15 protein-coding genes are annotated in these 26002 nt (G+C 69.2%); 7 read left to right on the forward strand and 8 right to left on the reverse strand.

The window, feature by feature from the left end; translation table 11 throughout:
• Positions 1-73: 73 nt before the first annotated feature.
• Both BN996_RS06115 and BN996_RS06120 read left to right on the forward strand, forming a co-directional pair.
• Positions 74-955, forward strand: a complete 882-nt coding sequence (locus BN996_RS06115; RefSeq protein ID WP_089777622.1) for a DMT family transporter — start codon at positions 74-76, stop codon at positions 953-955.
• A gap of 117 nt (positions 956-1072) precedes the next feature.
• Complete coding sequence (locus BN996_RS06120; protein ID WP_089777623.1) at positions 1073-3121, forward strand: response regulator; 2049 nt, start codon at positions 1073-1075, stop codon at positions 3119-3121.
• 27 nt (positions 3122-3148) lie between these two features.
• Here the strand turns inward: BN996_RS06120 and BN996_RS06125 are convergent, their stop codons facing one another.
• Positions 3149-3631 carry an SRPBCC family protein gene (locus BN996_RS06125; RefSeq protein WP_089777624.1) on the reverse strand — a complete coding sequence of 161 codons (483 nt, stop codon included), beginning with the start codon at positions 3629-3631 and terminating at the stop codon, positions 3149-3151.
• Between the two features lie 111 nt (positions 3632-3742).
• Entirely contained in the window at positions 3743-8278 is a 4536-nt protein-coding gene (locus tag BN996_RS06130; RefSeq protein WP_089777625.1) for a DUF7997 domain-containing protein, read from the reverse strand.
• Between the two features lie 174 nt (positions 8279-8452).
• On the opposite strand from BN996_RS06130, the gene malA reads away from it, so the two are divergent.
• The 3 genes from malA (at position 8453) to BN996_RS06145 (ending at position 14643) form a co-directional block, all read left to right on the forward strand.
• On the forward strand, positions 8453-10492 hold the full coding sequence (gene malA / locus BN996_RS06135; RefSeq protein ID WP_275040264.1) for an alpha-amylase MalA: 2040 nt from the start codon (positions 8453-8455) through the stop codon (positions 10490-10492).
• A 95-nt stretch (positions 10493-10587) separates the two neighbouring features.
• The gene (gene gghA / locus BN996_RS06140) at positions 10588-13062 is read left to right on the forward strand and encodes a glucosylglycerol hydrolase (protein WP_089777626.1); all 2475 of its coding nucleotides are present in this window, start codon (positions 10588-10590) and stop codon (positions 13060-13062) included.
• Positions 13063-13344: 282 nt separating this feature from the next.
• Positions 13345-14643 (forward strand): MFS transporter, encoded by a 1299-nt coding sequence (locus BN996_RS06145; RefSeq protein WP_193310944.1) that lies wholly within the window; start codon positions 13345-13347, stop codon positions 14641-14643.
• A gap of 72 nt (positions 14644-14715) precedes the next feature.
• Here BN996_RS06145 and BN996_RS06150 read toward each other — a convergent pair whose 3' ends face one another.
• From BN996_RS06150 to BN996_RS06175, 6 genes are all read right to left on the reverse strand, one after another.
• Positions 14716-17067, reverse strand: coding sequence for a DUF7846 domain-containing protein (locus tag BN996_RS06150; RefSeq protein WP_089777628.1), 2352 nt, complete (start codon positions 17065-17067; stop codon positions 14716-14718).
• Positions 17068-17069: 2 nt separating this feature from the next.
• Positions 17070-18242 carry an ABC transporter ATP-binding protein gene (locus BN996_RS06155; protein WP_089777629.1) on the reverse strand — a complete coding sequence of 391 codons (1173 nt, stop codon included), beginning with the start codon at positions 18240-18242 and terminating at the stop codon, positions 17070-17072.
• Positions 18232-19827 (reverse strand): ABC transporter permease, encoded by a 1596-nt coding sequence (locus BN996_RS06160; protein ID WP_089777630.1) that lies wholly within the window; start codon positions 19825-19827, stop codon positions 18232-18234. Before BN996_RS06160 ends, BN996_RS06155 begins: the two co-directional genes overlap by 11 nt.
• Positions 19828-19839: 12 nt before the next feature.
• Positions 19840-21003: an iron ABC transporter substrate-binding protein gene (locus BN996_RS06165; protein ID WP_089777631.1), complete on the reverse strand. Its 1164-nt coding sequence runs from the start codon at positions 21001-21003 to the stop codon at positions 19840-19842.
• Between the two features lie 124 nt (positions 21004-21127).
• Entirely contained in the window at positions 21128-22285 is a 1158-nt protein-coding gene (locus BN996_RS06170) for an alpha-1 4-glucan-protein synthase (RefSeq protein WP_089777632.1), read from the reverse strand.
• 127 nt (positions 22286-22412) lie between these two features.
• Entirely contained in the window at positions 22413-24764 is a 2352-nt protein-coding gene (locus BN996_RS06175) for a DEAD/DEAH box helicase (protein ID WP_089777633.1), read from the reverse strand.
• Positions 24765-24869: 105 nt separating this feature from the next.
• Here BN996_RS06175 and BN996_RS06180 point away from each other — a divergent pair, with 105 nt between their 5' ends.
• Positions 24870-25301 (forward strand): thiol-disulfide oxidoreductase DCC family protein, encoded by a 432-nt coding sequence (locus tag BN996_RS06180; RefSeq protein ID WP_089777634.1) that lies wholly within the window; start codon positions 24870-24872, stop codon positions 25299-25301.
• 22 nt (positions 25302-25323) lie between these two features.
• A complete protein-coding gene (locus tag BN996_RS06185; RefSeq protein ID WP_089777635.1) occupies positions 25324-25845 on the forward strand; it encodes a GIY-YIG nuclease family protein in 522 nt (173 codons plus the stop codon).
• Positions 25846-26002: the final 157 nt, after the last annotated feature.

The following is a 26002-nucleotide window of genomic DNA, read 5'->3' on the forward strand; positions in this document are numbered from 1 at the left end:
CCCGCGGCTGACAGGCTGACGCCGACCGGCGTGGACCCACAAACGGTAAGCGGGCCCCCCGCGACGTGGGGGTGTGTCAACGCCCGACTCCGAGGCCCCAATCTCGCCGCTCGCGGGCCTCGGCATCGCCGTCCTCGCGGTCAGCACGAGCGCCATCCTCGTCCGCTGGAGCGCCGCGCCGAGCCTGATAAAGGCCTTTTACCGGGTCCTGTTCACCGTGGCTCTGCTCGCGCCCGTCGCGCTCGTCCGCCACCGCGACGCGCTGGCGACCATCTCGGGGCGCGACCTGCTGGCGGCCGGGGGCGCGGGCGTCGCGCTCGCGGCCCACTTCGCGTCGTGGTTCGAGAGCCTCAACCACACGACGGTCGCCGCGAGCGTCACGCTCGTGCAGTCCCAACCGCTTTTCGTCGCCGTCGGCGCGTGGGCCGTCCTCGACGAGCGCGTGAGCCGCCGCACCGCAATCGGCATCGGCGTCGCGCTCGCTGGCATGGCGCTCATGTCCGTCTCCGACTTCCTCACCGCCAGCGGCGCGCCGCGGCCACTTCTCGGAAACGGGCTCGCGGTCATCGGAGCCGTGACGGCGGCCGCCTACGTCCTCACGGGCCGGAGCGTCCGAAGCAGGGTCTCGCTTGTCCCCTACGTGGTCGTCGTCTACACGGTCTGTGCCGCCGCGCTCCTCGTCGTCGCGGTCGGCCGGGGCGACCCGCTGACGGGCTATCCGCCCCGCGAGTGGCTCCTGTTTCTCGGGATGGCCGTCGGGCCGGGCGTCTTCGGTCACACCGTCATCAACTGGGCGCTCGCCCACCTCGAATCGAGCGTCGTCTCCGTCTCGCTCCTCGGCGAACCCGTCGGCAGTACGATACTCGCGCTCTTTCTCCTCGGTGAGATTCCCACGCTCCCGACGGTTCTCGGCGGGGCTGTCGTCCTCGGCGGCATCTACGTCAGCGCGTCTTGAACGGTGTTTCGGGGCGTTTACCTCCGATTTCGAACTTCGGACCAGAATCGGAAATTTAGTTATCGGTGGTGATAACCGCGTCACAACGCTCATTACGGTGAGCGGTCGCTACACGGTATGGACGACGGGTCGGGGGCAGACGTACGTGTCCTCCACGTCGACGACGAACCCAGTCTGACCGACCTCGTATCGATTTACCTCGAACGCGAGGCCGGCGACGTCGACCTCTCGGTCTCGACGTCGAACTCGGGGGCCGACGCCCTCGAACGACTCCGACAGGAACGACTCGACTGCGTCGTTTCGGACTACGACATGCCGGATATCGACGGACTGGAGTTCCTCCGCGCGGTCCGCTCCGAACACCCCGACCTCCCTTTCATCCTCTTTACCGGCAAGGGCTCCGAGGAGGTCGCCCGCGACGCCTTCCGCGTCGGCGCGACCGACTACATGCAGAAAGACACCGGCACCGACCAGTACACGGTCCTCGCCAACCGCGTCGTCAACGCCGTCTCGCAGTACCGCGCGAAGGCGGCCTCCGAGCGCTACGGCACCGCCATCGAGGTGCTCGACAGCGGCGTCTACTCGCTCGATTCCGCGGGGCGCTTTACCTCCGCCGACGGCGTCTTCTGCGACCTCACCGGCTACGACCGAGAGGCCGTCATCGGTCGGGAGTTCGCCGACCTCGCCGCCGAGTCCGACGACGAGATTCGCGCCGCCTTCGAGCGGGTCGTCGCCCCTGACGCCCCCGACACGGAGCGCTTCGAAACGGTGCTGTCGCCCGGCCCGGCGTACCCGCACGACGACGGCCTCCTCTGTGAGGGCCACCTCGCGCTCCGCCCCACCGAGGACGACGAACCCGCGGTCATCGGGACGCTCCAGGACGTGACCGAGCGCCGCCGGCGACGGAACCGACTGCGCTACGAGACGCGCCTGAAAGACGCCGTCTTGGACACCTCCACGTCGCTGATGAGCGCCGAGACCGACGAAATCGGCACGAAAATCGAGTGGACGCTCCAGTCGGTCGGCGAGGTGGCCGACCTCGACCGCTGTTCGGTCTACCTCTACGACGACGAGACGAACGTCGCCGCCCGGATGCACGACTGGCGCGGCGGCGACCGGCGCGCCCACCCCGAGCGCGTCGCCCTCGAAGACGCCCGCTGGCTGCTCGAACGACTCCACCGCTTCGAGAACGTCCGCCTCCACCGCGTCTCGGACCTCCCGCCCGAGGCGTCGGACACGAAGCGCGTGCTCACCGACGCCGAGACCGGCGGGTTCGTCGCCGTGCCGATGGTGTCGAAGTGGGCGCTCGTCGGCTTCGTCGTCTTCGACGTGGTCGAGTCGAGTCGCTCGTGGACCGACACCGAGGTCGACCTCCTGCGGTCGGTCGGGAACAACGTCACCCACACGCTGGCCCGCCAGCGACGCGAGTGCGAACTCCAGCGGCAGAACGACCGCCTCGAAGAGTTCGCGTCGGTCGTCTCCCACGACCTCCGGAACCCGCTCAACGTCGCCAAGGGGTTCGTCGAACTCGCCCGCGAGGAAGACGACGTGACCTATCTCGACCGCGCACTCGACGGCGTCACTCGGATGGACACGCTTCTCAACGACGTGCTCACACTCGCCAGACAGGGACGAACGGTCGGCGAGACGCGCTCTATCGCCATCGAGAACGTCGCCGAGCGGGCGTGGAAGGCGGTCGACACCGGCGACGACGCGGTGCTCGTCGTCGAGGACGGCCTCGGGTCCACACAGGCAGACCAAGGGCGACTCCAACAGGCGTTCGAGAACCTGTTTCGGAACGCGGTGGAACACGGCGGCCCCTGTCGCGACCCAGGGGACGCGTCGGCAGACGCGTCGAGAAAAGCGGCGGACGCGGCCGACGAACTCGTCGTCCGCGTCGGCCCCACCGAGACCGGCTTCTACGTCGCCGACGACGGCCCCGGAATCCCGGACGACGAGCGCGACACCGTCTTCGAGCACGGCCACACGACCTCCGAGTCCGGCACGGGCTTCGGCCTCTCTATCGTCGAGAGCATCGTCGAGGCCCACGGCTGGGACATCGAGGTGACCGCCCCGGAACCCGACCTCGGCGGCGCGCGCTTCGAGTTCGACATCGGCGGCGTCCGCTCCGAGGTCGAACCGCGCTTTTCGCTCAGCGACGACTGAGCGTCGATTCCGACTCGACTTCCGCTCCTACTCTTCTAGCAGTCGCTTCGTCTCGGCGTGACGCCCGCGGAACATCCCCTCGAAGCCGACGCCGCCGAAGACGCCCGCGAGGTCGCCGAGCGGGCCGAACGGGAGTCGGTACTCGACGCGGTCTTCGAGTATCGTCTCGTCGCCGTCGGCGACGAACCGGTGGGTGTGGACCCACCGCGGGAAGGGGCCGCCGACCATGTCGTCGCGGAACCACGCCGTCGTCTCTCCGGCCTCGCGGTCGAGGATGCGCGAGGTCCACCGCTGGCGCGGGCCGACCCCGAACGGTCGCATCGACATCTCGATTTCCGTCCCGGAAACGAGTTCGTCGGGGTCGTCCTCGCCGTCGGGGCCGCGGACCGACTCGATTTCGAGGTGCATCCACGCCGGGGTGAGCGCCTCCAGTCCGGACGCGTCCGAGTGGAACTCCCAGACGCGTTCGAGCGGGGCGGCGATGCGGGTTCGACGCTGGTAGACCGGCATACCCGACCCTTCGGCCGGAGACGGAAAAGCGGTGCTGGCGGAGCGGGTCGAAAACGGAAGCGAACCGCCGACCGCGGGGGTCGGGGTCGGCGGCCGGTCGGTCGCGCCGCCTCAGAGCGTGAAGCGCGAGACGGTCGTGCCGGCCTTCGTCAGGTCCTCGTGGGTCGCCGCGGCGACCGTCACTTGGTTTTCGCCGTACTCGATGGCGACTTCGACTTCGAACGATTCGCCGTCGGGTTCGACGAGTCGGGTCTCGCCGGGCGTCTTGACCGCGACGACGGCGGCGTCGGTCTGCCCCGAGACGACGAGCTTGTCGCCCTTGAAGCGCGTGCTCACGCGGAGCGACGGTCCGTCCGGGCGGTCGGACTCGACGTACCGCTCGCGGAGGAACGCGGGCGTCTCGACGGGTTCGCCCGCGTCGACGCCGTGGGCGAGGCGGACGTACTGGGCCATCGACCACGCCAGCGGCGTCGCACTGCCGGTGCCCTCGCCGAACTCCCAGTTGTAGTCGGTCGCGTGCTCGCGGTCCCAGACCTGCTCTGCGAGCATGCGGCCGGAGTTGGCGAAGGCGGCCATCGTCCGAAGTAGGTTGTCCGGCGCGAGGTCGCCCTCCTCGGTTCCCGCGAGAAGTTCGTACTCGCCGCGCTCGCCGGTGAAGATGGGCCACAGCCGGCCTTTCCCCTTCGCGTCGACGGACCACGGCGCGCCCTCCTCGTCGCGCTCGCGCTCGCCGTAGCCGTCGCCGTTGTACCGGTAGAACGCCGGGCCGTGCGGCGTGTCGACGCGGATGGTCTCGTCGACCTCCTTCACCGAGTTGCGGATTATCTCGTCGTCGGCGGGCTTGATGCCGAGGCGGGTCAGTTCGAGGAAGCCCGCGTCGATGATTTCGCGCTCGTCGAGCGTCGGCCCGTTGTTCGCGAGCGTCCGCAGGTGTCCGGCGTCGGGTTCGCCGTCGCGGGTGACGCGGACGTAGTACGGCGTGTGCGTGTTGCGGTCGGTGCCGGTCCGCGTCGCGGTCCAGTCGTCGACGCGCTCGGTCCAGTCGTCGGCCAGCGCCAGCCAGACGAGCGCGTCCTCGGAGTGGTCCTCGTCGAGCGCGATGGCCGCCGCACAGCCGAGGCCGGCGATTTCGGCCGCGATGGACGACGGCGAGTAGCCGGCTTCCTCCTCCCAGCGCTCCTGTGCGGTCGGCGGCCCGTTCCGCGCGACGTAGTCCGCGGAGTGCTTGACGTTCTCGTAGCCGTAGCCCACGTCGTCGAAGGTGACGCCGCGCTCGTGGAGCATGTACGCCATCACCTGCGGGAACGAGATGTTGTCCATCTGCTCGCCGCCCCAGCGGGTCCGCCCGTTGAGGTAGGTGTTCTGCGGGATGAAGCCGCGGTCGTCCTGCTGGTAGGTGTAGATGTACTCCAGCGCGTCGATGGCCGTCTCGACGTCGCCGACGGCCTCGAAGACGGTGAACACCTGATAGAGGTCGCGCGACCAGACGAAGTTGTAGCCGTACCCCTTCGGCTCCTCGGCGGCGACGGCCTCGCCCCACGGGACCGACGGCGAGGCGAGCCCCGCGCCGAGGTAGGTCTTGTCCTCGACCGCCCGCAGGCTCATGAGCGCGGTCTTGTACTGCGCGGCGAGGTCGTCGGCGGCGGCGACGGAGCCGGGGAGTTCCTTGTCGGCGAGGAAGTCGGCCCACGAGTCGACGTAGGCCGACCGGGCCGTCTCGTAGCCGCGGGTGAGCGCGCCGGCCGCCTCGCCGAGCGCGGCGGCGGTGTCGGCGTGTTCGGCGAAGCCGAGCGCCAGCGTCTCGCCGAGCTCGTCGCCCGTGCCGATGCGCCCGACGAGCACGACGTTCTCGTCGTCGACGCGCTCTTGGGCGCTCGGGAGCGCGCCCTTCGAGAAGAAGTCCGCGAGGTACCGCGAGCCGGCGACGCCGACGGTCGCCCACTCGAAGCGGCCGGCGGCGGTGAGCGCGATGGCGACGCTGTACTCCCTGCCGTCCCGGTCGATGAGGAGCGGTTCGTGGCCGTCGCCGGCGTCGAACGCGCCGGCGTCGCGGGCGACGAGGTGGTAGCTCCCGAGCTGGCCGAGGCGGATGCCGCGGTCTTTCGTCCCCGTGTTCGCCAGCGCCGTGTCGGCGATGGTGTACAGCTCGTAGTCGTCGCCGTCGATGGACACGAACTGCACGTCCGCGAGCATCGCGTCGTGTTCGGGGTCGAGGACGTACTCGACGGTGAGCTCCCACTCGTGGCCGCGGCCGTCGCCCGTCTCGGTGACGACGTGCCGGAAGACGAGCGCGTCGTCGTCGACGATTTCGGCCCGGCGCTCGACCGTGTCGGCGTGGTCGTCGCGGCGGGTCTCGTTGTGGGTCCGCGCGGTGTACTCGTCGTCCGGGTCGGCGTCGACGACGAGGAAGTCGAGCGTCCGGAGGTTCATCAGGTCGACCCGCGGGAAGCGGACCTCGGTCAGCGCGCCCTCGGTCAGGGTGAACCAGACGCGCGAGGGGTCGTCGGCGTAGTGGTCCGCGACGGTGCCGATGCCGTACTTCTCGCCGGTCGTCCACCGCGGCCGGTTCTCCGGGCCGGTCGGCGCGGGCTTCGGCGCGGGGAGCGCGTCGATGTCGGCGAGGATGGCGGTCGTCTCCATGCGGATGGCGTGGGGCCACCCCAGCGGCGTCGCGCTGTCGAAGCCCCCGTCGTCGAACACCTGCTCTGCGAGGTAGCCCGCGTCGGTCGTGAAGGGGCCGTCGGGCTGGAGCAGTTCGTAGAGGTTCGTCGCGCGCTCGACGAAGCGGCGGCCGTCCTTCCCGAGGCGGTCACAGAGGACGCCGAACTTCGCGGCGGCGTTCGCGCCCCACGCGGTCGAGACGGACCAGACCTTCTCGCCGTCCTGCCCGTCGGCGCGCCAGTAGTCCTCTTCGAACCGGACCAATCCGGCTACGTCGCCGCGGGGGTTCCGATAGAGCCCCTTCAGCGTCGCGGCCATGTGCTTGACGAGCCGGTCGGCGGTCTTCGAGTCGACCTCTCCGACGTCGGCGTAGGCGTCGACGGCGTCGACGAGGGCGAACGTGGACGAGTCGAGGCGGTCGTCGAGGCCGCCGTTCCCGTCGATTCGGAGGGCGTACACCTCTCGCTCGTCGGACCAGAGCTCGTCGAGCCCCTCGCACACCGCGGTCGCCTGCTCGGCGGCGTGCTCCCGGAGGTCGTCGTTCACGGGCGCGGTGGCGACCGTGGCGTACGCTTGGAGGAACGTCGCGGTCGTGTGCGTGAACCGGCCGCTCATGTTCTCCCACGCGTTCTGACAGGGCTTCGGGAGCCCGTCGGATTCGAGACTGCTATCGAGTCCGGAGACGCCCGCCGCGACGGTCGAGCGGATGCGCCCGACGAGTTCGTCGTCGAGTTCGTCGCGGCGCTCGGCGAGGAGCGACGCGAGCGCGGCGACGACGCTCGCCGTCTGGTCGGCCTGATACTCCTCGTCGCCGGTGCCCTCGACGCGGCCGTGCGCCCAGCCCGGAGCGACGGTCCCGTCGACGGCCCAGACGCGGTGGGGCCACGTGCCGTCTTCGAGTTGCGTCTCGCAGTAGAACTCCGCGCTCGTCGCGAGGCGGTCGCCGAGGCCGAGGTCGAAGGCGTCGTCGGCGTGCGCGAGCGCCTGCGTGACCTCGGCGTCGTCGCGGAACCACGTGTAGCCGTAGCCGCCGGAGTGGGCGTAAAACGGGTCGAACTCGGGGCCGGCGATGCGCGCGCCGCTGGGGGCGGTCAGAAGCGACAGCGCCCGGAGGTCGGCGCGGACGATTCGCTCGCGCGGCGTCCCGTCGGGGACGAACACCTCGGCCTGCTCGCGGGCGGCGTCGCGGAGCGCGTCCGCGGTCGCGTGCTGGACCGAACAGTGTCGGAGATCGGCGAGGGCGTCGGTCCGCGCCATCTCGTTGTGGTCCGAAAGCTGGGTGACGAGGGTGGTCCGCGCGGCGCGGCCCTCCTGTTCGAGCGGGGCGCTGACGACCACGTCGCCCGAGAGGTGGGTGTCCTCGTAGCGGTCGAGGACGGCCTCCCGCGGGAAGTCGAAGACGTCGTCGGAGAGAATCTCGTCGAACCGCTCGGGAATCTGGCCGCGAACGTCTGTCAGCCCGGTCGACGCGGTGACGTAGTCGTGTTCGTTCCGGTGGAACACCTCGACCGCTTGGGTGTCGTTCGGGCCGCCGGCCTCGTGGATGAGGCGGCCGACCCGCGTCTCTCGGCCCTCGGGGGCGAAGGTGAGAAACGCGGTCAGGTGGGCGTCGGTGGGAATCGCACCGCGGAGTTCGACGTGGGTCACGTGGGCGCGGCCGAGGGTCAGGTCGTACTGGTGGACGGTGTACTCCCCGGCGTCGTACTCGGTCTCGACGAGGCTCGTCTCCCGGTAGTAGTGCTGCCGCACGGACTCCAGCTCGTCGAACCAGTGCGTCTCGCCGTCCGTCTCGATGCCGAACCGAGAGCGGTCGATGCCGTAGAGGCCCGAAAGAGAAGCGGAGTAGTCCCGGAGGGAGCCGTCGAGGCCGACGTAGACGAGTCGGTCCCCGTGACCCGAAAACGCGCCGTCCGAGGTCTGGCACTCCTCTGGGAAGCGTCCGCCCCGGTCGCGCTTGTATTCGTTTAACGCGGTCCGAAGTCGCATAGAGGTAGACGAGGGTCCCGAACCATAAGTATTGGCCGCCCGTTTGCCATCATTTATGCCTGTAGACCGACGAATTCGGGAGACGCCGGCGCGACTCGGTAGAACCCGTCTCTCACCGGAACGCCGGTCACTTCAGGGGTAAACTCAAAGTCACCCGGCACGTTGATTGTGAGTATGCAACACCCAGGACCGCCGCAGTTCATGGCTGTCGGCGAGTCAGTACAACTCGCACCTCGCGACCCGGACCCCGACGCAGACTACTCGTGGCGGGTTCGGAGCGCGCCGGTCGCAAGCAGTCTCGAACTCGACGAAGACACCGCAGTCGTGCAGTTCACGCCCGACGCGGCCGGGCGGTACGTGGTCGAACTCGACGCGCCCGACGTGACGTACACGCTCACCGTCCGCGTCTTCCCCGGTTCCTACCTGCCCGCCGGCTCGGTCAGGAGCGGCGCGAGCGGGATGAGCGGGATGAGCGGCTACAGCGGACAGAGCGGCTCCGCGCGCCCGACGGGGTCCAGCGGCGGCGCGTCCGGCTCCGGAAGCGGCGCCGGCGACGCCCAGCGGGGACGGGGCGGTCGGCCGCGCATCAGGCTCGACGCGACCGTCGAGGACGGCGTCGTCGTCGTCCGCGCCGACCCGCACCCGAACCCCGACAGCGACACCGACCGCGACGACCTCGTGGTCGAGTTCGTCGTCGACGACCGCGACGAGGTGGACGACGCGGCCGTCGAGACCGACGGCTGGGAGCTCCGCGTCCCGCTTTCGGCGATTGGCGACCGGCTCCGCGTCCACGCCGTCGCCCTCGACGAGACGTACAGCGTCCCCGACACCGTGACCGTCGAACGCGAGGCCATCGCCGACGGCGGGGTCGCCGAGGCGGAGACGGAGGCGGTACGGGCCGACGTGACGGGCCACACTGACGGCTCCGGCGCGCAGGAGGCGTCCGTCTCCGTCTCCCGGCCGAACGACCCGCCGCAGTGGGCCCAAGAGGTGACGCTCTACGAGATTTACGTCCGCGGCTACGCCTCGGACGTCGAGGACGCCGACAACACCTTCGAGGCGCTCGAAACGCGGCTCGACTACCTCGAATCGCTCGGCGTCGACTGCCTGTGGCTCACGCCCGTTCTGGAGAACGACCACGCGCCCCACGGCTACAACATCGTGGATTTCTACGACGTCGCCGAGGACCTCGGCACCCGCGAGGACTACGAGCGGTTCGTCGAGGCCGCCCACGACCGCGGCATGAAGGTGCTTTTCGACCTCGTGCTCAACCACTCCGCGCGCGCCCACCCCTTCTTCGAGGACGCCTACAAGAACCCCGACTCCGAGTACTACGACTGGTACGAGTGGCAGGAGAACGGCGAGCCGGGCACCTACTTCGACTGGGAGTACATCGCCAACTTCGACCACCGGAACCTCGAAGTCCGGCGCTACCTGCTCGACGCGGTGGACATGTGGGCCGAGGTGGTCGACGGCTTTCGCTGTGACATGGCGTGGGCCGTCCCCGACACGTTCTGGCAGGAGATTCGGGACCGCGTGAAGGCGAAAGACCCCGAGTTCCTGCTTCTGGACGAGACCATCCCCTACATCGCCGACTTCCACGAGGGCATGTTCGACATGCACTTCGACACGACGCTGTACTTCACCCTTCGGCAGGTCGGCCGCGGCGACGAACCCGCAGAGCGCGTCCTCGACGCCATCGAACAGCGGACGCAGGTCGGCTTCCCGGACCACGCGTCGTTCATGCTCTACCTCGAAAACCACGACGAGACGCGCTACATCGTCGAGTGCGGCGAGGACGAGGCGCTGGCCGCCGCGGGCGCGCTGTTTACGCTCCCCGGCGTGCCGATGGTCTACGGCGGGCAGGAAATCGGCCAGCGCGGCCGCCGCGACGCCCTCGCGTGGGACCACGCCCGCGACGACGTCCGCGAGCACTACGAGCGACTCATCGAGGTCCGCGACGAGACGCCCGCGCTCCGGCACGACGGGACGTTCCGCCGCATCGACTACGAGGCCGACTCCGACCGCGCGGTCGCGTTCGTCCGCGACCACGACGACGGCTCGTACCTCTGTGCGCTCAACTTCGCGCCCGGCGCGACCACGGTCGACGTCGGCGACCTCGACGTCGACGCGACCGACGTGGTCTCCGGTGACTCGGTCGCCGCCGAGGGCGGCGTCCGCGTCGACGACGTGGTCGTCTGCCCGCTCGCGTAACGTCCGCATACGTCCCGTTTCAACTTCGCGTAGTCCCCCGATTTCGACTCCACCTCCGATTTCGATTCCGTCCGACCCGACCGACCCGATACACCATGAGCACGAACTCCCCCACGCCGACCCTGCACGCCGACCGAACCGACGACCTCGCCTCGTGGCACGAGTCGGTCGTCGAGAGCCGCGACGACGACTTCTCGGCCGCCAAGACGCTGACGACGAAACTCGGCGCGCACCGCCGCGACGAGGTCGTCGAGTTCGGCTTCTGGACGCCGGACCTCGTCGAGGACGGCGTGCCGGAGGCCGCCGTCGAACTGGAACTGCTGACGCCGCCGGCCGACCTCGACCCCGGCGAGACCGACCACCGGCGCGTGACGTTCGACCGCCACCGCGTCCCGACGCGTCGGGTCGGCGAGTACCACTGGGCGGCCGTCGAGGGCGTCCGCGCCGGCACGCGCGACACCCTCGGCGCGCTCTATCGTCTCGTCTACGAGGGCGACGACGGCGAGGAGCGAACGGTTCAGGACCCCGTCGCGTACTCGGTTCCGTTCGGGGCGTTCGCGCCCGCGGAGGTGTACGACCTCGACAGGCTGGACGAGACCCGCGCCGACCGCGCCTACTTCGAGGCGCTCGGCACCGACGACGAGCGGGTGGCCACGACCGACGACGGCGGCCTCCCGCGTATCGACCCCGCGACGAGCATGCTCGAAATCCACCCCGGAACCGCCACGGAACGCGGGTCGCTCGCCGGCCTCGCCGAGGTGTACGAGGGAATCGCCGCGAAACAGCGCGCCGGCGACGACCTCGCCCCGTGGGAGCGCGCCTTCGCCGGCTACGACGGGATTCAGTTGATGCCCGTCGAGCCGTTGACCGAGAACGAGGCGGAACACGACTTCTGGGCGGTCGCCGACGGCTCGGCCGGCGAGGTGACGGTCGACGTCGCCCGCCCGGAGATGATAAACTGGGGCTACGACATCGTCGTCAGCGCCTTCTCCGCGCCGAATCCGGCCGTCCTCGAAACCGGCCGCCCGGACGAACTCGTCGACTTCATCGCCGCCTGCCACGACCTCCCGCGACCGATAAAGGTCGTCTTCGACATCGCGCTCGGCCACGCCGACAACCGCGGCGCGGAACTCCTCTCGGACCGGTACGTCCTCGGCCCGGGGATGTACGGCAAGCACCTCGACTACACCGAACCGACCGCGCGCGCCGTCTTCTTGGAGATGCAAGAGCGCAAGATGGACTTCGGTGCCGACGGCATCCGGGTCGACGGCGCGCAGGACTTCACCTCCCACGACCCCGAGACGGGCGAGATGTACCACGACGACGACTTCCTCGCGGAGATGGACCGCGTGACGCAGGAGGTCGCCGGCACGGAGTACCGGCCGTGGATGGTTTACGAGGACGGGCGGCCGTGGCCGCGCGAGGACTGGGAACTCGCCTCCTCGTACCGGGCGCTCATCGAACAACACCCCCACTCGTTCCAGTGGTCGCCCATCACCTTCGCCCACAACACCCCCGCGCTTCTCACCTTCTGGGCGACGAAGTGGTGGCGCGTCCGCGAGGTCGGCGAGTTCGGCGGCAACTGGCTGACGGGCGTCGCCAACCACGACACTGTCCGCCGGGGGACGCAGATAGACCCGACGGTCGAGTTCAACCAGTCGCCGGTCAACCCCTACCTCGGCGACGACTACCCCGAGACGCTGAGCGAGGCGTACGACAACGCCGCGTCGTCGATGCTGTTCCACTGCTTCCTGCCGGGCGTCCCGATGGACTTCGTCCACGCCAACATGCGCGCGCCGTGGGGGTTCGTCCGCGACACCGACCCGACGTGGAACGTCAAGGTCGTCTCCGACGAGTCGAAGTTCTGCTACTGGCAGGTGCGCGACGAGGACTTCGAGGACGACCGCTTCTTCCGGCGCGTGAAGGACCTCGGCTTCGACTCCCGCGAGGGACTGTTGACCTTCATGAACGCCCTCTCGTCGGCGGTCGGCGCGACCGACTACGACCTCGACGTGATGGCGGCCATGCTCTCGGCGATGGACCAACCGCTCGGCGACGACCTCTCGGCCGCGGACCTCGAAGCCTACGGCTACGCGTGGATGCGCGACGTGCACGACTTCGCGAACCTCGGCCACTGGCGCGACGAACAGGACGACGAGCGGACCGCCTTCCGCCTCGAAACCCGCGAGTTCCGTCACGACCGCCCGTGGCTCCTCGCCGACCTCGATGCCGACGACGACTACTTCACTTACCGCCACCCGACCGACGGGACGGTCCTCTACTACGGCTTCCGAACCGCGCCGGACAGGGGCGACGCGACCGACTCGACCGGTGGCGAACAACTGCTCTTCGCCGCCAACATGGAGGGCGTCCCCGTCGAGGTGTCGCCCGCGACCCTCGCCGACGACGCGGCCGGGGACGCGAACGCGCCGGCCGTCCCGACCGACGGCTGGGAGCCGGCGCTCGTCGCTCCCGGCGTCGAGGAACCAGACGGTTCGACCGCCGCTTCCAATCCGCTCGCGGTCGAACTCGCCAACGGGGCGGCCGTCGTCTGGCGGCGCGACCCGTAGCCGACGGGAGAGAACTCACCACCAGATTCATACTCTCCGAGTGTTTTTGGACGTATGTCCATAGTGAAACTCGGTATATTATCGGATAATATGGGTAATATACTCCTTATCTAGTTCAATTCTCTAAACACTCGGTAAGTGTTTATGGAGAATTGTGGACAGTACTTTTCTATGATGTCTCTGTGCTATCCGCTACATGATGTTCAAACCAATGCAGAAGAACGGTAGGATTGTACACGATTGTGCTCCTATTTCGGAGGTTGCTGTATGGGTCTCGTAAAGATGACCAAGTGGCGAACGCTCCTTCTCGCCACTATCGGGTTCAACTTCTCCTTTCTCATCTGGTTCTCGTTCGCGCCCTTCACGGGGCCGATGGCGGAGGAGTTCGGGCTTTCGCTCGCCGAAATCGGCATCTTGGCGAGCGCGGCAATCTGGCTCGCGCCCTTCGGCCGCATCCTCACCGGCTGGCTCTCGGATAAGTTCGGCGCGCCGGTGGTGTTCGCCATCGTCCTCGGCTACGTCGGGGTGTTCTCGATGGCGAGCGCCTTCGCCGAGAGCTACACCGTGTTCTTCGTCGAGCGCCTCATCGTCGCCACGGCGGGCATCACGTTCGTCATCGGCATCCAGCACGTCTCGGAGTGGTTCGAAGAGGAGAACCTCGGCATGGCCGAGGGCATCTACGCCGGCATCGGGAACGCCGGGGCCGCCGGCGGTGCGCTCATCCTGCCCCGCGTGTTCGGGGCGGACTGGAGCGGCCCGCTGTTCCAGACCAACTGGCGGGCCGCGTTCTTCTACACCGGCATCGTCTCGATTCTGCTCGCGGTCGCCTACTACCTCCTCGGCGAGGCCGCGGCGAACGACGAGCGCCGGCAGGCGACCGCCGACAACGCGACGCTCAAGCAGTGGGTCCACACCGCCACCCGGTACGGGACCGTCGCCCTCGCGCTCGCCTACGTCATGAGCTTCGGCCTCGAACTCTCGATGAACGGCTGGCTCGCGACCTACTACCGCGAGGCGTTCAACACCAACAACCTCGTGCTCGCGAGCACGTTCGCGGCCACGTTCTCCGTCGCGGCCGGCCTGCTCCGTCCCATCGGCGGCTACGTCAGCGACGTGCTGGCGCGCAGGGAGATGGACATCCTGCCCGTGTTCAAGGGTCGCTACCGCGAACAGTGGACGTTCGTGGCGCTGTCGTTCATCGTCGTCTCCATGCTCGTCATGACGCTCGCCGGCCTCTCGGGGACGGTCCTCATCGCGGTGGCCGCCGGCTTCATGGTCGGCATGGCCTGCGCGTTCGCCGAGGGCGCTATCTTCGCGCAGGTCCCCGCGATGTTCCCCAACAGCTCCGGGGCCGTCGCGGGCGTCGTCGGCGGCGTCGGCACCATCGGCGGCATCACCTACCCGCTCGTCTACTCCTCGGTGCTCCTGCCGAACCTGCACGTCGGCTACGCGCTCGTCGCGGCGACGATGGTTCCCATCGTCCTCCTGAACGCGTGGGTCTACCGCCCGCACATCGCGAAGCGCGCGACCGTGGACGGCTTCCTCGGCTCGTCGGGCTCGACCGGCCCGGCCGACGACTGAGCCGCCGACCGCGACGTTTCATTTTTCACCCGACACTCACCGCCCGCGAGCCGCCGGCTCTCGACGCTCGCCTCAGGCGACGCGCGCGTCGGTCTCGACCGAGACGCCGTCGAGGTAGTCGCCGTCGGGGGCGACCCACTCGCCTTCGGTCCCGCAGTCGGTGGTCAGCCGGCAGACGCGCGTCTCCGGCGGCCAGACGACGCGCACCTCGCCGCCCGAGCGCGCGACCGACACGGTCTGTCGGTACGTGACCGTCTCGCCGAAGTCGCCGACGTAGGTCACCGCGAGGTCGACCTCGCTCGCGCCGGGCGGAATCGACAGTCGCTCGGGACCGGCGGCCAGCGGGCGGTTCGTCACGGCCACGCCGTCGGGCGAAAGCGACCACTCGACGGTCAGGTTCTCGGCCGTCGCGGCGTCGTAGCGGGCGTACCCTTCCTCGGTCTCGACGCGGACCGACGCCGTGTTCGCCCCCGCGGGCGCGCCGAGCGTCGTCGTCGCGTCGACCCGCTCGCCAGCGAGCACGTCGAGGCGGGTCAGTTCCGGTTCGACCGACTCGGTTGCTCCGGTCCACGCTCCCCGATAGGTGAATCGATACGGCGTCCGGTTCGTCGCGTCGAGGACCGCGAAGTCCCGTTCGGCCCCGCCGTCGATGGCGTACACCACCGGGCCGTCGAAGCCGGGGTCGTTGCGGAGCGTCTGGAAGGGATGGGCCGACCAGTCGCCGTAGGGGTCGGGGTGGAAGACGAGAACCTTCGTGTCGTTGCCCGCGGCGGCCGGGTCACCGGCGACGCCAATGCCGTCGTCACCGCTCCCGACACCGCCGGCATCGACGCCCGGCACAGACGGGGTCAGCGGCGGCCGTTCGAAGCCGGCGTCGAGGAGCGGTTCGTAGGTCGCCGCGAGGTTCTCCGTTCGGAGCCGGTTTTCGTCGTAGGGGTCCTCGACTGCTCCGACCGTCACGCCGCCGGCGAACAGCGCCGAGACGAGAAGCACCGAGAAGACGACGCCGCGGGCCTCCGAGGCCGAAAAGCGGCGATGGGCCAGTCGGCGGAGGAGTCGAGCGCCGGCGACGACGCCGGCCGCGCCGAACACCGCGAGCGGGACGAGCGCGTCGAAGTGGTAGAACGGGCCGAGGAGGTCGATGAGGCCGTTTCGGAGGCCGTTGTGCGTCCCCCAGAAGGCGGCGTTGCCGACGAGCACCGAGGCGAACACGCCCGCGACGACGCAGGCGAGGGCGTCGTCTGAGAGTTCGGCGAACGCGCGGTCTCGGCCGCCGAGTCCGTGGTGGCGGCGTCTCGCGCTCCCGCGGAGGTTCCGGCCGGTCTTGTGGCCCCACCAGCGGCGGGCGGTGACGCCGAGACCGAACACCGCGGCGACGGTGCCGAGCCAGCCCATCGGCCCCCAGCGCGTCGCGAGCATGTCGAGCGCTTCGACGGCCGTCTCGACGCCCATGGCGGGCGTATAGACGACCTCGTAGCCGAGGATGGCCCGCTCGCCGAAGCCGATGCCGTCCCGCGGAGCGAAGGCGATGTACGGGAACGTGAGCGGGTCGCCCGTCACGACGGCGTTGTACGCGAGCGTCAGGCCGACGAACGCGAGGCCGGGGAGCGCGATGGCGACGTACCGGCGGAAGACGACCCAGCCGGTCCCCGCGCGCCGGGCGGTCGCCAGCGCCCACAGCGAGTGGGCGATGAAGGGCAGCGCGAACAGGACGGCGGTGTACGGCCGGGCGAAGAACGCCGCGCCGACGAGCGCGCCGGCGACGACGGCGTAACCCGAGGAGTCGCGGCGGGCGGCCCGGACGTAGCAGACGGCGAACCCGAGGTTGAGCATCGTCGTCGGCGCGTACGCGAGGAACGTCGCCGAGGTGAGCAGAAACAGCGGCGAGAGGCCGAGCAGGCCCGACGCGACGACGCCGGTCGTCCGGTCGAACGCGTCGGCCGCGAGGATGTAGACCAGCGCGGCGGACGTCGCGGCGACGGCTCCCAACACGAGGTTCGGAAGCCCGAACGCGAGGCCGACCGCGAACAGCGCCGGCACCGCCGGCGAGTACTTCGAGTAGAGTTGGACGCCGCCGGGCGCGCTCGGCGTCTCCTGCACCACGAAGAACCACGGCCTGACGGCCTCGGTCAGTCCCCCGGGATAGAGAAACAGCTTGCCTTCGAGGAGCATCGCGGCCTGCGTGAGGTAGACGCCCTCGTCGTCGTTGACGGTGTGGTACGGAAAGAGGTCGACCGCGAGCCACGTCACGACGAGGCCGACGCAAAGCGAGACGCAGAGCGCGGCGAGTCGCCGCCGCGTCCGGGTACGGTCGATGTCGACGGTGAAATCGAAATCGAACGCGAGGCGGCGGACGGCGGCTCGAACCCGCCCGCCGAGGGGGAGCGACCAGCCGGTGTTCGAGTTCGAGTCTCGCCGACCCATCCTCAGTCCGAGTAGAGGCCGGTCTCGGGGCGCTGTTCGCGCGGGAACCACGCGAGTTCGTGGCCGGCGTCGAGCGTCACCTCGACGCAGCCGTCGGTCGGGACGGTCTCGTCGTGGTTGTGCATACACAGCAGGTTGTCGCCGCCGTGGAGTTCGACCTCGTAGAGGATGGTCGGGCCGAGGTAGCGCTTGCCGACGACCTCGCCGTGGCCGTCGCCGCCGCCGTCGCAGGGATGCGCCGACACGTCGTCGGGGCGGACGAGGATGTCGATGTCGGTGTCGTCGTACTCGGGCGCGAGGCCGTGAATCTGGTCGCGGCCGACCGTCCCGAGTTCGGTCTCGACCACGTCGCCCGCGATGCGCCCCGGCAGGAACCCCGCGTAGCCGAGGAAGCCGGCGACGAACCGCGATTCGGGGTGTTGGAACACCTGCTCGGGCTCGCCCACCTGTTCGAGGTCGCCGTCGTTCATCACGGCCACGCGGTCGGAGATGGACATCGCCTCCTCCTGGTCGTGGGTGACGGAGACGGCCGTCACGCCCGCCTCCTTGAGGATGCGTCGGACCTCCTCGCGCATCTGGACGCGGAGGTCCACGTCGAGGTTCGAGAAGGGTTCGTCGAGGAGCAGGATGGCGGGTTCGGGCGCGAGCGACCGGGCGAGGGCGACCCGCTGTTGCTGGCCGCCGGAGAGTTCGTCGGGGTAGCTCTCGCCTTGGGTCTCCAGTCCCACGAGGTCGAGGAGGTCGGCGACGCGCTCGTCGCGCTCGGACTCACTGAGGTCCTTCAGCCCGAAGGCGATGTTCTCGGCCGCGGTGAGGTGCGGGAACAGCGCGAACTCCTGGAAGACGACGCCGACGCCGCGCTCCTCGGGCGCGCGGAAGGTGTCGCCACCGGAGACGACGTTCCCGTTCAGTCGGACCTCGCCCCCGTCGGGGCGGTCGAGTCCGGCGATGAGCCGGAGCGTCGTCGTCTTCCCACAGCCCGAGGGACCGAGCAGCGTGAGGATTTCGCCCTCCTCGACGCTGAGCGAGAGGTCGTCGATGACCGACTCGGTGCCGTAGGACTTCGAGACGCCGTCGAGTTCGAGGACGCCGGCGGCGTCGGCGTCGTCGGCCTCAGAGCCGGTGGATTCCGTGCGGTTCGAGCGGTCGGTGGTCGAGAGTGTGCTATTTGACATCGTATCCCTCTTGGGTGATGATAACGAGCATCGAGAGCCCGGAGACGAAAAGCAGGATGAACGCGGGCACGACGGCCTGGCCGAAGTAGCCCTGCTCGTAGGCCGTCCAGATGTGCGTCACGAGCGTGCTGAACCCCGAGGGGCGCAGCAGGAGCGTCGCGGGCAGTTCCTTCATCGTGGTCAGGAAGACGAGCGCCGCGCCGCCGAACAGGCCGGGCGCGACGAGGGGAAGCGTCACGTGACGGAACGCCCCCGACGGGGTCTCGCCGAGCGTCCGCGCCGCCTCCGGGAGCGCGGGGTCGACCCGGAGGAACGACGCCCGGAGCGACCCGATGGCCTGCGGGAGAAAACGGATGACGTAGGCGAACACGAGGAGGTAGAGCGTCTGATAGATGGGCGTCGCGTACGAGCTTCCGAAGAAGACGAGCGCCAGCCCGAGGACGACGCCCGGAACCGCGTAGCCGACGTAGGTCGCGCGCTCGAAGACGGAACTGAGCCGCGAGGGGTGCCGCGCGGCGAGATACGCGACGGGAAGGCCGGCGAGCGTCGCCGCGCCAGCGGTCGCCGCCGCGACGAGGACCGAGTTGAACGCGTACTCGGGCTGGAACGCGAGCGACCCGCTCGTCGCGGCGACGCCCTGCGCGAGCCACGTGAAGAGGATGCCGAGCGGGACGACGAGCGCGACGGTGGCGACGAGCGCCGCGAAGCCGAGCGCCGGGTACTTCCACCGGCCGAGCGGCATCGGGCTTCCGGAGCGCCCGCCGGTCGTCGTGCGCTCGTCGCCCCGAATCTTCGATTCGAGGGTCAAGATGAGGAGCGTCACGGCGATGAGTTGGAGCGACAGGAGCGTCGCGGTGTCGCGGCCGAACGTCCCGAACTCCACGTAGATGACGCGGGTGAAGGCGTCGAACCGCATAATCGCCGGCGTGCCGAAGTCCGAGAGGACGTACAGCGCCGTCAGGAGCGAGCCGGCGGCGACCGCGGGGCGAATCTGCGGAATCGTTACCCGCTTGAACGCCTCCCAGCGGCTGTGGTTCAGCGTCCGCGCGGCGTCGATGAGCGTGGTGTCCATCGACTTCAGCGCGGCCCGGGTGGTGATGAACACGTACGGGTACGTGTAGAGCGTCAGCACCAAAACGGCACCGGGTAACCCGTATATCTCCGGGAGCGACTCGACGCCGAGCGGGGCCAAGAGCCGCTGGAACGCGCCTCGCGGGCCGAACGCCGAGACGAACGCGAACGCGCCGATGTAGCTCGGGATGACCAGCGGGAGCGAGACGACGACGGTCCAAAAGCGCCTGAACGGCAGGTCGGTCCGGACGGTGAGATACGCCAGCGGGACGCCGAGCCCGATGCACGCGGCGGTGACGAGCGTGACGAGCACGGCGCTGTTCAGGAACACTTCGACGGTCGTCGGCCGGGTGACGAGCGACACCGCCTCGGCGAACCCCACGTCGAGCGCGGTCTTGACGAGCCACAACAGCGGGACGACGACGGCGGCGGCGACGGCCCCGCTGGCGACGGTCAGACCGAGCGGTTGCTCGTCGTCTCCCCCACCGGTCCCCGTCTGCTGTTCGGTCGCCATGAGTGAGCTACCTCAGAGGACGCCCACCTCACGCAAGAGTTCCACGGTTCCTTCGAGGTCCGAAAGCTGCGTCAGGTCGAGGCCCTCGGGCGGGCTGAGTTCGTCGATGCTCGGCAGTTCGCCGATGGGGTCGACGCCGGAGACCAGCGGGTACTCGTAGGTGGTCCGCGCGAAGTAGTCCTGCGCTTCGGCCGAAAGCAGGTGGCGAACGAAGTTGCTCGCCAGTTCGGCGTCGTCGGTGCTGTCGAGGACGAGCGCGCCCGCGACGTTGAAAATCGACCCGGCGTCGCCCGCGGTGAAGGCGGTCGAAAGCGGCGCGTTCGGTCGTCCGGCGAGGATGCGCTGGATGTAGTAGTGGTTGGCGAAGCCCGCGCCGATTTCGCCGTCGGCGACGGCCTGCGAGACGAGGAACTCGTCGTTGTACTCCGTGACCCCGAGGTCCTGCATCCCCCGCAGCCACTCTCTCGTGGCGTCTTCGCCTTCGAGGACGCGCATCGCCGTGATGAACGCCTGGAACGACGAGTACGTCGGGGCCCAGCCGATGTTGTCGCGGAACGCCTCCGTGTCGGGGAAGGCCATGATGTCGTCGGGGATGCCCGACTCGTCGAACTGGTCGGTGTTGAACGGGACGGTCCGGGCGCGACCGGAGGTCCCGGTCCACTGCCCGTCAGGGTCGTGGAACTCGTCGCGGACGAGGTCGAGCACCTCGCTCGGGAGCTCCTGCGTGCGACCGGCGTCCTTCAGCGCGCCGAGCGAACCCGCGTTGACCGAGAAGAACACGTCCGCGGGGCTGTTCTGCCCCTCGGTCTGAATCTGGTTGACCAGTTCGGCCGCCGAGTTGTACCGCGGGCGGATGGTGAACTCGTCGTAGTACTCCTCGAAAAAGGAGATGAGTTCGCCGACGAGCGCCTGCCCGCGCCCTGAGTAGAGCGTGAGTTCGCCCGAGAGGTCCGGCATCTCCGTGACGGACACGCCGCCGGTGATTTCGCGGTCGCCGAACGGGGAGCGCCCGGACCCGATCTGTCCGACCGACTCGTTGGTACCGGCTTCGGTCGTCGTCTCCGTCTCCTCGTCGCCGCCGGTACACCCGGCGAGCGCGCCGACCCCGAGGGCCGCCGTCGTCGCGATGAACCGGCGGCGACTGTGGCCGCGAAGCTCTCGGTCGCGTTCGTGCATATATGGATTTAGGTCTCCCTAAATCATTTATACCTACCGATTCGCCGAGCGAGGCGGTCGAATCGCGAGAGGGAGCGACGGTGGGTTGTTCGGCGGCGCGCGCCGTCAGCTAGCCGTCGGCCAATCAGTCGTCGGCCGGCGCGGCGGCCCGCGGCGCGGCGAGCGCGTCGAGGCAGTCCAGCCAGTCGCGCATGTGCTCGCCGACGTAGTTGAAGAAGTCGCCGTTGCGGTACTCGGACCAGTCGCCGTCGGCGAGGGCGTCGGCCATCGCCTCGAAGACGCCGGCGTAGCTGTCGGCGTCGTCGCCGACCGCGTCCACGACTTCCCAGAGGTGTTCGTTGAGTTCGAGCCCCGGAACCTCGTTGTTGAGGTCGTCGAACGTCGGCCGCGCGGCCTTGTTGTGCTCGCACAGCGGGTAGCCCGTCACGATGTCCTTCCCGAGCACGTCGGCGGCGCGCTTGAGGAAGACGCCCGACCAGATGTCGTCGAAGCGGCCGACCTCCCACTCGTTGTCGTCCATCGGGAGCTGGTAGAACGCCGGGACGACCTCGCGCTCGAACGCGAGGTTCATCGAGCAGACGGTGAGGTACTGTCCCGGTTCGGCCACGAAATCACCGTCGAAGTCGCCGAAGTCGGTCCGGGTCTGGGCCTGCCCTTCGAGGTCGCCGTCCATCAGGATGCGGACCGCGTCGAGGTCGGGGACGTTCGTCCACAGCCCCTGCGAGGCGACCACGTCGCGGAGTTCGCGCGTCCCGGTCTCGACGGTCTCGTCCATCGCCGAGTAAGGGTAGCCGCGGGGGTACAGCCCGTGTTCGTCGGCGTTCTGGTAGAGGACGTTCACCCAGCGCTCGTCGCTCGACACCGACTCCACCTCGTCGGTGCGGTCGAGGTTCGCCATGTGGCGGCCGAAGAAGTCCCACTCGTCGTGGGGGAGCGTGTCGTCGTCGATGAAGACGCCGTAGTCGAACTCGGAGTGCGCCCACATGTACAGCAGGCCGAAGCTCGTCTGGGCGTGGCTCGCCGCCGGCACGAGGTGCGAGTACTCGGAGATATCACGTTCGTCGTACCACTCCTCGCGGGCCGCCTCGTCGAAGACCGCGCCCGAAACCCCCTCGTCGTCCAGCATCGACGCCATCCCCTCGGTGTCGCAGAAGTCCTCCGTCACGAGGAGGACGAACAACCGGTCGAGGTCGAAACCGTGTGCGCGCGCGTTATCGAAGTACGCCCGCATGCACTCGTACTCCCGGATGGTCGGGACGACGACGCAGATGTCCGCGTTCATTGCTCCTATAGATTTAGGGTTCCCAAAAATAGCTGTTGGTTCGGAATAGCGGCCCTGAAATGCCGGTATCGTGATATTTCACCCGCCGGGTCGGCGGAGGCTGGCGGTTCGCACCGCCCCGCCGGATTCAGGCCCGCGTCCCCGTCAGCGACTCCAACAGCAGGACCGCCGTGTCCTTCGCCAGCGGGTCGTTCGCGTTGCCGCACTGCGGCGACTGCACGCAGGAGGGACAGCCGTCCTCGCAGTCGCAGTCCGAAATCAGGTCGGCGGTCTGGCGCATCAGCCCCTCCACGATGTCGTAGCCGGCGCGCGTGATGCCGACCCCGCCGGGGTGACCGTCGTAGATGAAGATAGTCGACTGGTCGGTGTGAGCGTGGTACGGCGTCGAGAGGCCGCCGATGTCGCCGCGGTCACAGAGGAGTCGGAGCGGAAACAGCGAAATCATCCCGTGTTCCGCGGCGTGGATGCCGCCGTCGAAGCCGTAGTCGCGGCCCTCCGGGCGGTCGCTCGATAGCTCGCGCATCTCCGATTCCACGTCGCCGGGGACGGTGAAGTACAGCGCCTTCGTCCGCAGACTCGTCTCCGGCAGGTCGAGCAGTTGCTGGCCGACGGTCGTCCCGCGTTTCGGGTCGCGGCGCTCGAAGCCCGTTATCTGCTTGCGCATCGTCACCTCGGCGAACCGGACCTCCACGTCGGACCGCGCCGAAAGCGGCTTCGACAGGATGTCCCGCTCGACCGTGATGTGCTTGTCGTGGAGGACGCGGGTGTAGTAGTCCGCCCACGTGGGTTGGAGCCGGGCGACGTCGCGGTCCAAATCCAACTCGGCGACCTCGTACGTCTGACCCTGATGGTGGTAGACCGCGCCGGGGTGGGCGTCCCGAAGCGCGTCGTCGAACGCCAGCGTGGCGATGGTCTCGTCGTTCCGCGAGTCCATCAACTGTATCTCGCGGTCGGTGATGGTTCGGAGGCTCATCGCGTGCTGCGGGCTCTCGCTCCCGTCGTGGGTCCATCGGAGGCCGTCGTCGGTCTCCCGGCGCGCCAGCGTGCCCTCGGCTTCGAGGTCGGAGACGACGCCGGGGAACGACCCGCCGAAGTACGATTCGTCGTCGGTCGAGAGCCAGTTCTCCGCGGCCGCGCAGGCGACGTGGGAGGGGAGGAGATGGTCGTTCTCCGGGTCGGAGACGGCGCGTTCGGGGTCGCCGTCGAAGAACTCCGCGGGGTGGTTCATCAGGTACTGGTCGAGTTGGTCCTCGCCGCCGACGAGGACGACCAACGCGGGCCTGTCGCCGCGACCCGCCCGCCCGGCCTGTTGCCACGCGGACATCCGCGTGCCGGGGTAGCCGTCGATGAGCACCACGTCGAGGCCGCCCACGTCGACGCCGAGTTCGAGCGCGTTGGTGCTCCAGACCCCCGCGATGTCGCCGTCGTGCAGGCCGGCCTCTATCTCCCGTCGCCGGTCGTGGGTCAGCGAGGCCTGATACGCCGCCACCTCGCCTGCGAGCGCGTGTTCGCCGCGACTCCGGAGGTCGCTCGCGCTCTCGGAGGCGTACCGCTCGGCGGCCTGTCGGGCGCGGGTGAACGCCAGCGTCTGGTGGCCGCGCGCCACGAGGTCGACGAAGAGGTTCTTGGTCTCGACGTGACCCGAGCGCCGCCGCCCCGACCCGCCGGCGTCGGGATTGTCGTACTCCGGGGGATTCCAGAGGAGCCAGTCGGTCTCGCCGGTCCCGCTCGCGTCCTCCTCGACGAGCGCGAACGAGTCCTCGCGCTCGCCCGTGATGCGCGCGGCGTGTTCGACGGGGTTGCCGATGGTGGCCGAACAGCAGACGAACTGCGGGTCGGCCCCGAACCGCTCGCAGACGCGCTTGAGCCGCCGAACGAGCAGGGCGACGTGACTCCCGAACACCCCGCGATAGCCGTGGACCTCGTCGATGACGACCGTCTCCAGCGAGGAGAAGAACCACTCCCACAGCCGGTGGGCGTGCGGGAGCAGCGCGTAATGTACCATGTCCGGGTTCGAGAGCAGCACCGTCGGCATCCGCTTTCTCACCTCGCGCTTCTCGGATTTCGACAGCCGGCCGGTGTACTGGTCGACCGAGACGCGACTGCCGAAGCCGAGACCGTGCGCGAGGTCCGACAGCGTGTCGAGTTGGTCGGCGACGAGCGCGTTCTGCGGGCCGAGATAGAGCGTCCGCCCGCCGTGGTCCATCGCCCGCTCGAACGCCGGCACGGTGTACGCGAGGCTCTTGCCGCTCGCGGTCCGCGTCGCCAACACGACGTTGTTCCCGTCGCGGATAGCCCCGACCGCCTCGGCCTGATGCCGGTAAAGCCGGTCGATGCCGCGGTCGTCGAGCGCCGACGCCAACCGCGGTTCGAGGTCCACGTCGGCGAAGGCGGGGTCGCGCGCCTCGAACCGGCGGTGAGACCGAATCTGCCCCTCGTAGTACGGTCTGGTCCGGAGCCACTCGATGAGGTCGTCCACACGCCCACTGCGGACGTGGTCGCCCTAACGCTGTCGCAGGCCGGAACTGATAGCACGCGGCACGCCCGCCGCGCCGCTTTTGTTCTCTGCGTCCCGACGAAAGGTATGAACGAGTCCGCGGACGCCGTGCTCATCTACGACGGCGAATGCGCCTACTGCTCGGTCGCCGCATCGGCGCTGAAGCGCCTCGACGACGTGGCGGCTATCTCGTGGTACGACGACGCGGCGCAGGCGTTCCTCGACGCCCAGTTCGCGGACGTCCCGTTCGCCATGGTGTTCGTCGACCGCCGAGAGCGCCGCGTGTACGCCGGCCGCGCCGCCGCGAAGGAACTCACCGACCGGGCCGGAATGCCCGGCCTCCTCGGCAGTCTCGTCCGCGACAACTACGACCGAATCGCCAAGGTCGTCGGCGCCGCCAGCGGCCGCGGCCGCGACCCCGACGACGTCCACAGCGTCTACGACCTCGACGCCGACGCGGCCGGTCTGTTCTCGGCGCTCCTCGATAACGCCGAAAAGCGACCCGCCGAACTTTCGTAGTCGGGGCGACGTTCGTCACTCGATGACCGCCCCGCGGAACCCGACCGACGTCGCCCCGACAGTCCACTCGCTCGACCCCGCGGCCCTCGGCACCGACGCCGACCCGCTGGCGCTCGATTCCCGGTCGCCCGTCGGGACCTACGCGCTGGTCTTCGACGCGCCCGAGACGACAATCGATGTCGGCGCGCTGGGCGAACACCGCCTCTCGGCGGGAGCCTACGTCTACGTCGGGAGCGCGTTCGGGACGGGCGGTCTCCGTCGCGTTCTCCGCCACCGACGCGTCGCCGCCGGCGACCACGACGCTCGCCACTGGCACGTCGATTACCTCGGCGGCTCCCCCGCCGTCGACCTCGCGCGCGTCGTCTGCGTCACCGACCGCGACGTGGAGTGCGCGGTGGCGACCGAACTCGCGTCGTCGCTCGGTCCGGCGGGCGTCGACGGCTTCGGCTCGTCGGACTGCTCGTGCGACGCGCACCTCGCGCGCGGCGACTCGGTGGAGACGGCGATTCCGCTCGTCGAAGAAGCGTTTCGGAGCAAAATGTGAAGGGGAATGTCTTCCCCTTCTAACGCCCGAACCGGACCGGGCACCCCGGTTCGGACGATAAGCCGGTTGTCAGAGGCACCCCGGCACACCCTTCTACTCCCGCCACACGCTTTACTTCACCCATCGCATCACTCACTCAGCGGATGACTCGAACTAT

Origin of the sequence: Haloferax massiliensis (assembly GCF_001368915.1) — an archaeon.
Lineage (GTDB): Archaea > Halobacteriota > Halobacteria > Halobacteriales > Haloferacaceae > Haloferax > Haloferax massiliensis.

Excerpts from the sequence above, each read along its gene's own strand:
- BN996_RS06120 (WP_089777623.1), top strand. The coding sequence starts at position 1,073 with ATGGACGACGGGTCGGGGGCAGACGTACGTGTCCTCCACGTCGACGAC.
- BN996_RS06125 (WP_089777624.1), bottom strand. The coding sequence starts at position 3,631 with ATGCCGGTCTACCAGCGTCGAACCCGCATCGCCGCCCCGCTCGAACGC.
- BN996_RS06130 (WP_089777625.1), bottom strand. The coding sequence starts at position 8,278 with ATGCGACTTCGGACCGCGTTAAACGAATACAAGCGCGACCGGGGCGGA.
- malA (WP_275040264.1), top strand. The coding sequence starts at position 8,453 with ATGCAACACCCAGGACCGCCGCAGTTCATGGCTGTCGGCGAGTCAGTA.
- gghA (WP_089777626.1), top strand. The coding sequence starts at position 10,588 with ATGAGCACGAACTCCCCCACGCCGACCCTGCACGCCGACCGAACCGAC.
- BN996_RS06145 (WP_193310944.1), top strand. The coding sequence starts at position 13,345 with ATGACCAAGTGGCGAACGCTCCTTCTCGCCACTATCGGGTTCAACTTC.
- BN996_RS06150 (WP_089777628.1), bottom strand. The coding sequence starts at position 17,067 with ATGGGTCGGCGAGACTCGAACTCGAACACCGGCTGGTCGCTCCCCCTC.
- BN996_RS06155 (WP_089777629.1), bottom strand. The coding sequence starts at position 18,242 with ATGTCAAATAGCACACTCTCGACCACCGACCGCTCGAACCGCACGGAA.
- BN996_RS06160 (WP_089777630.1), bottom strand. The coding sequence starts at position 19,827 with ATGGCGACCGAACAGCAGACGGGGACCGGTGGGGGAGACGACGAGCAA.
- BN996_RS06165 (WP_089777631.1), bottom strand. The coding sequence starts at position 21,003 with ATGCACGAACGCGACCGAGAGCTTCGCGGCCACAGTCGCCGCCGGTTC.
- BN996_RS06170 (WP_089777632.1), bottom strand. The coding sequence starts at position 22,285 with ATGAACGCGGACATCTGCGTCGTCGTCCCGACCATCCGGGAGTACGAG.
- BN996_RS06180 (WP_089777634.1), top strand. The coding sequence starts at position 24,870 with ATGAACGAGTCCGCGGACGCCGTGCTCATCTACGACGGCGAATGCGCC.
- BN996_RS06185 (WP_089777635.1), top strand. The coding sequence starts at position 25,324 with ATGACCGCCCCGCGGAACCCGACCGACGTCGCCCCGACAGTCCACTCG.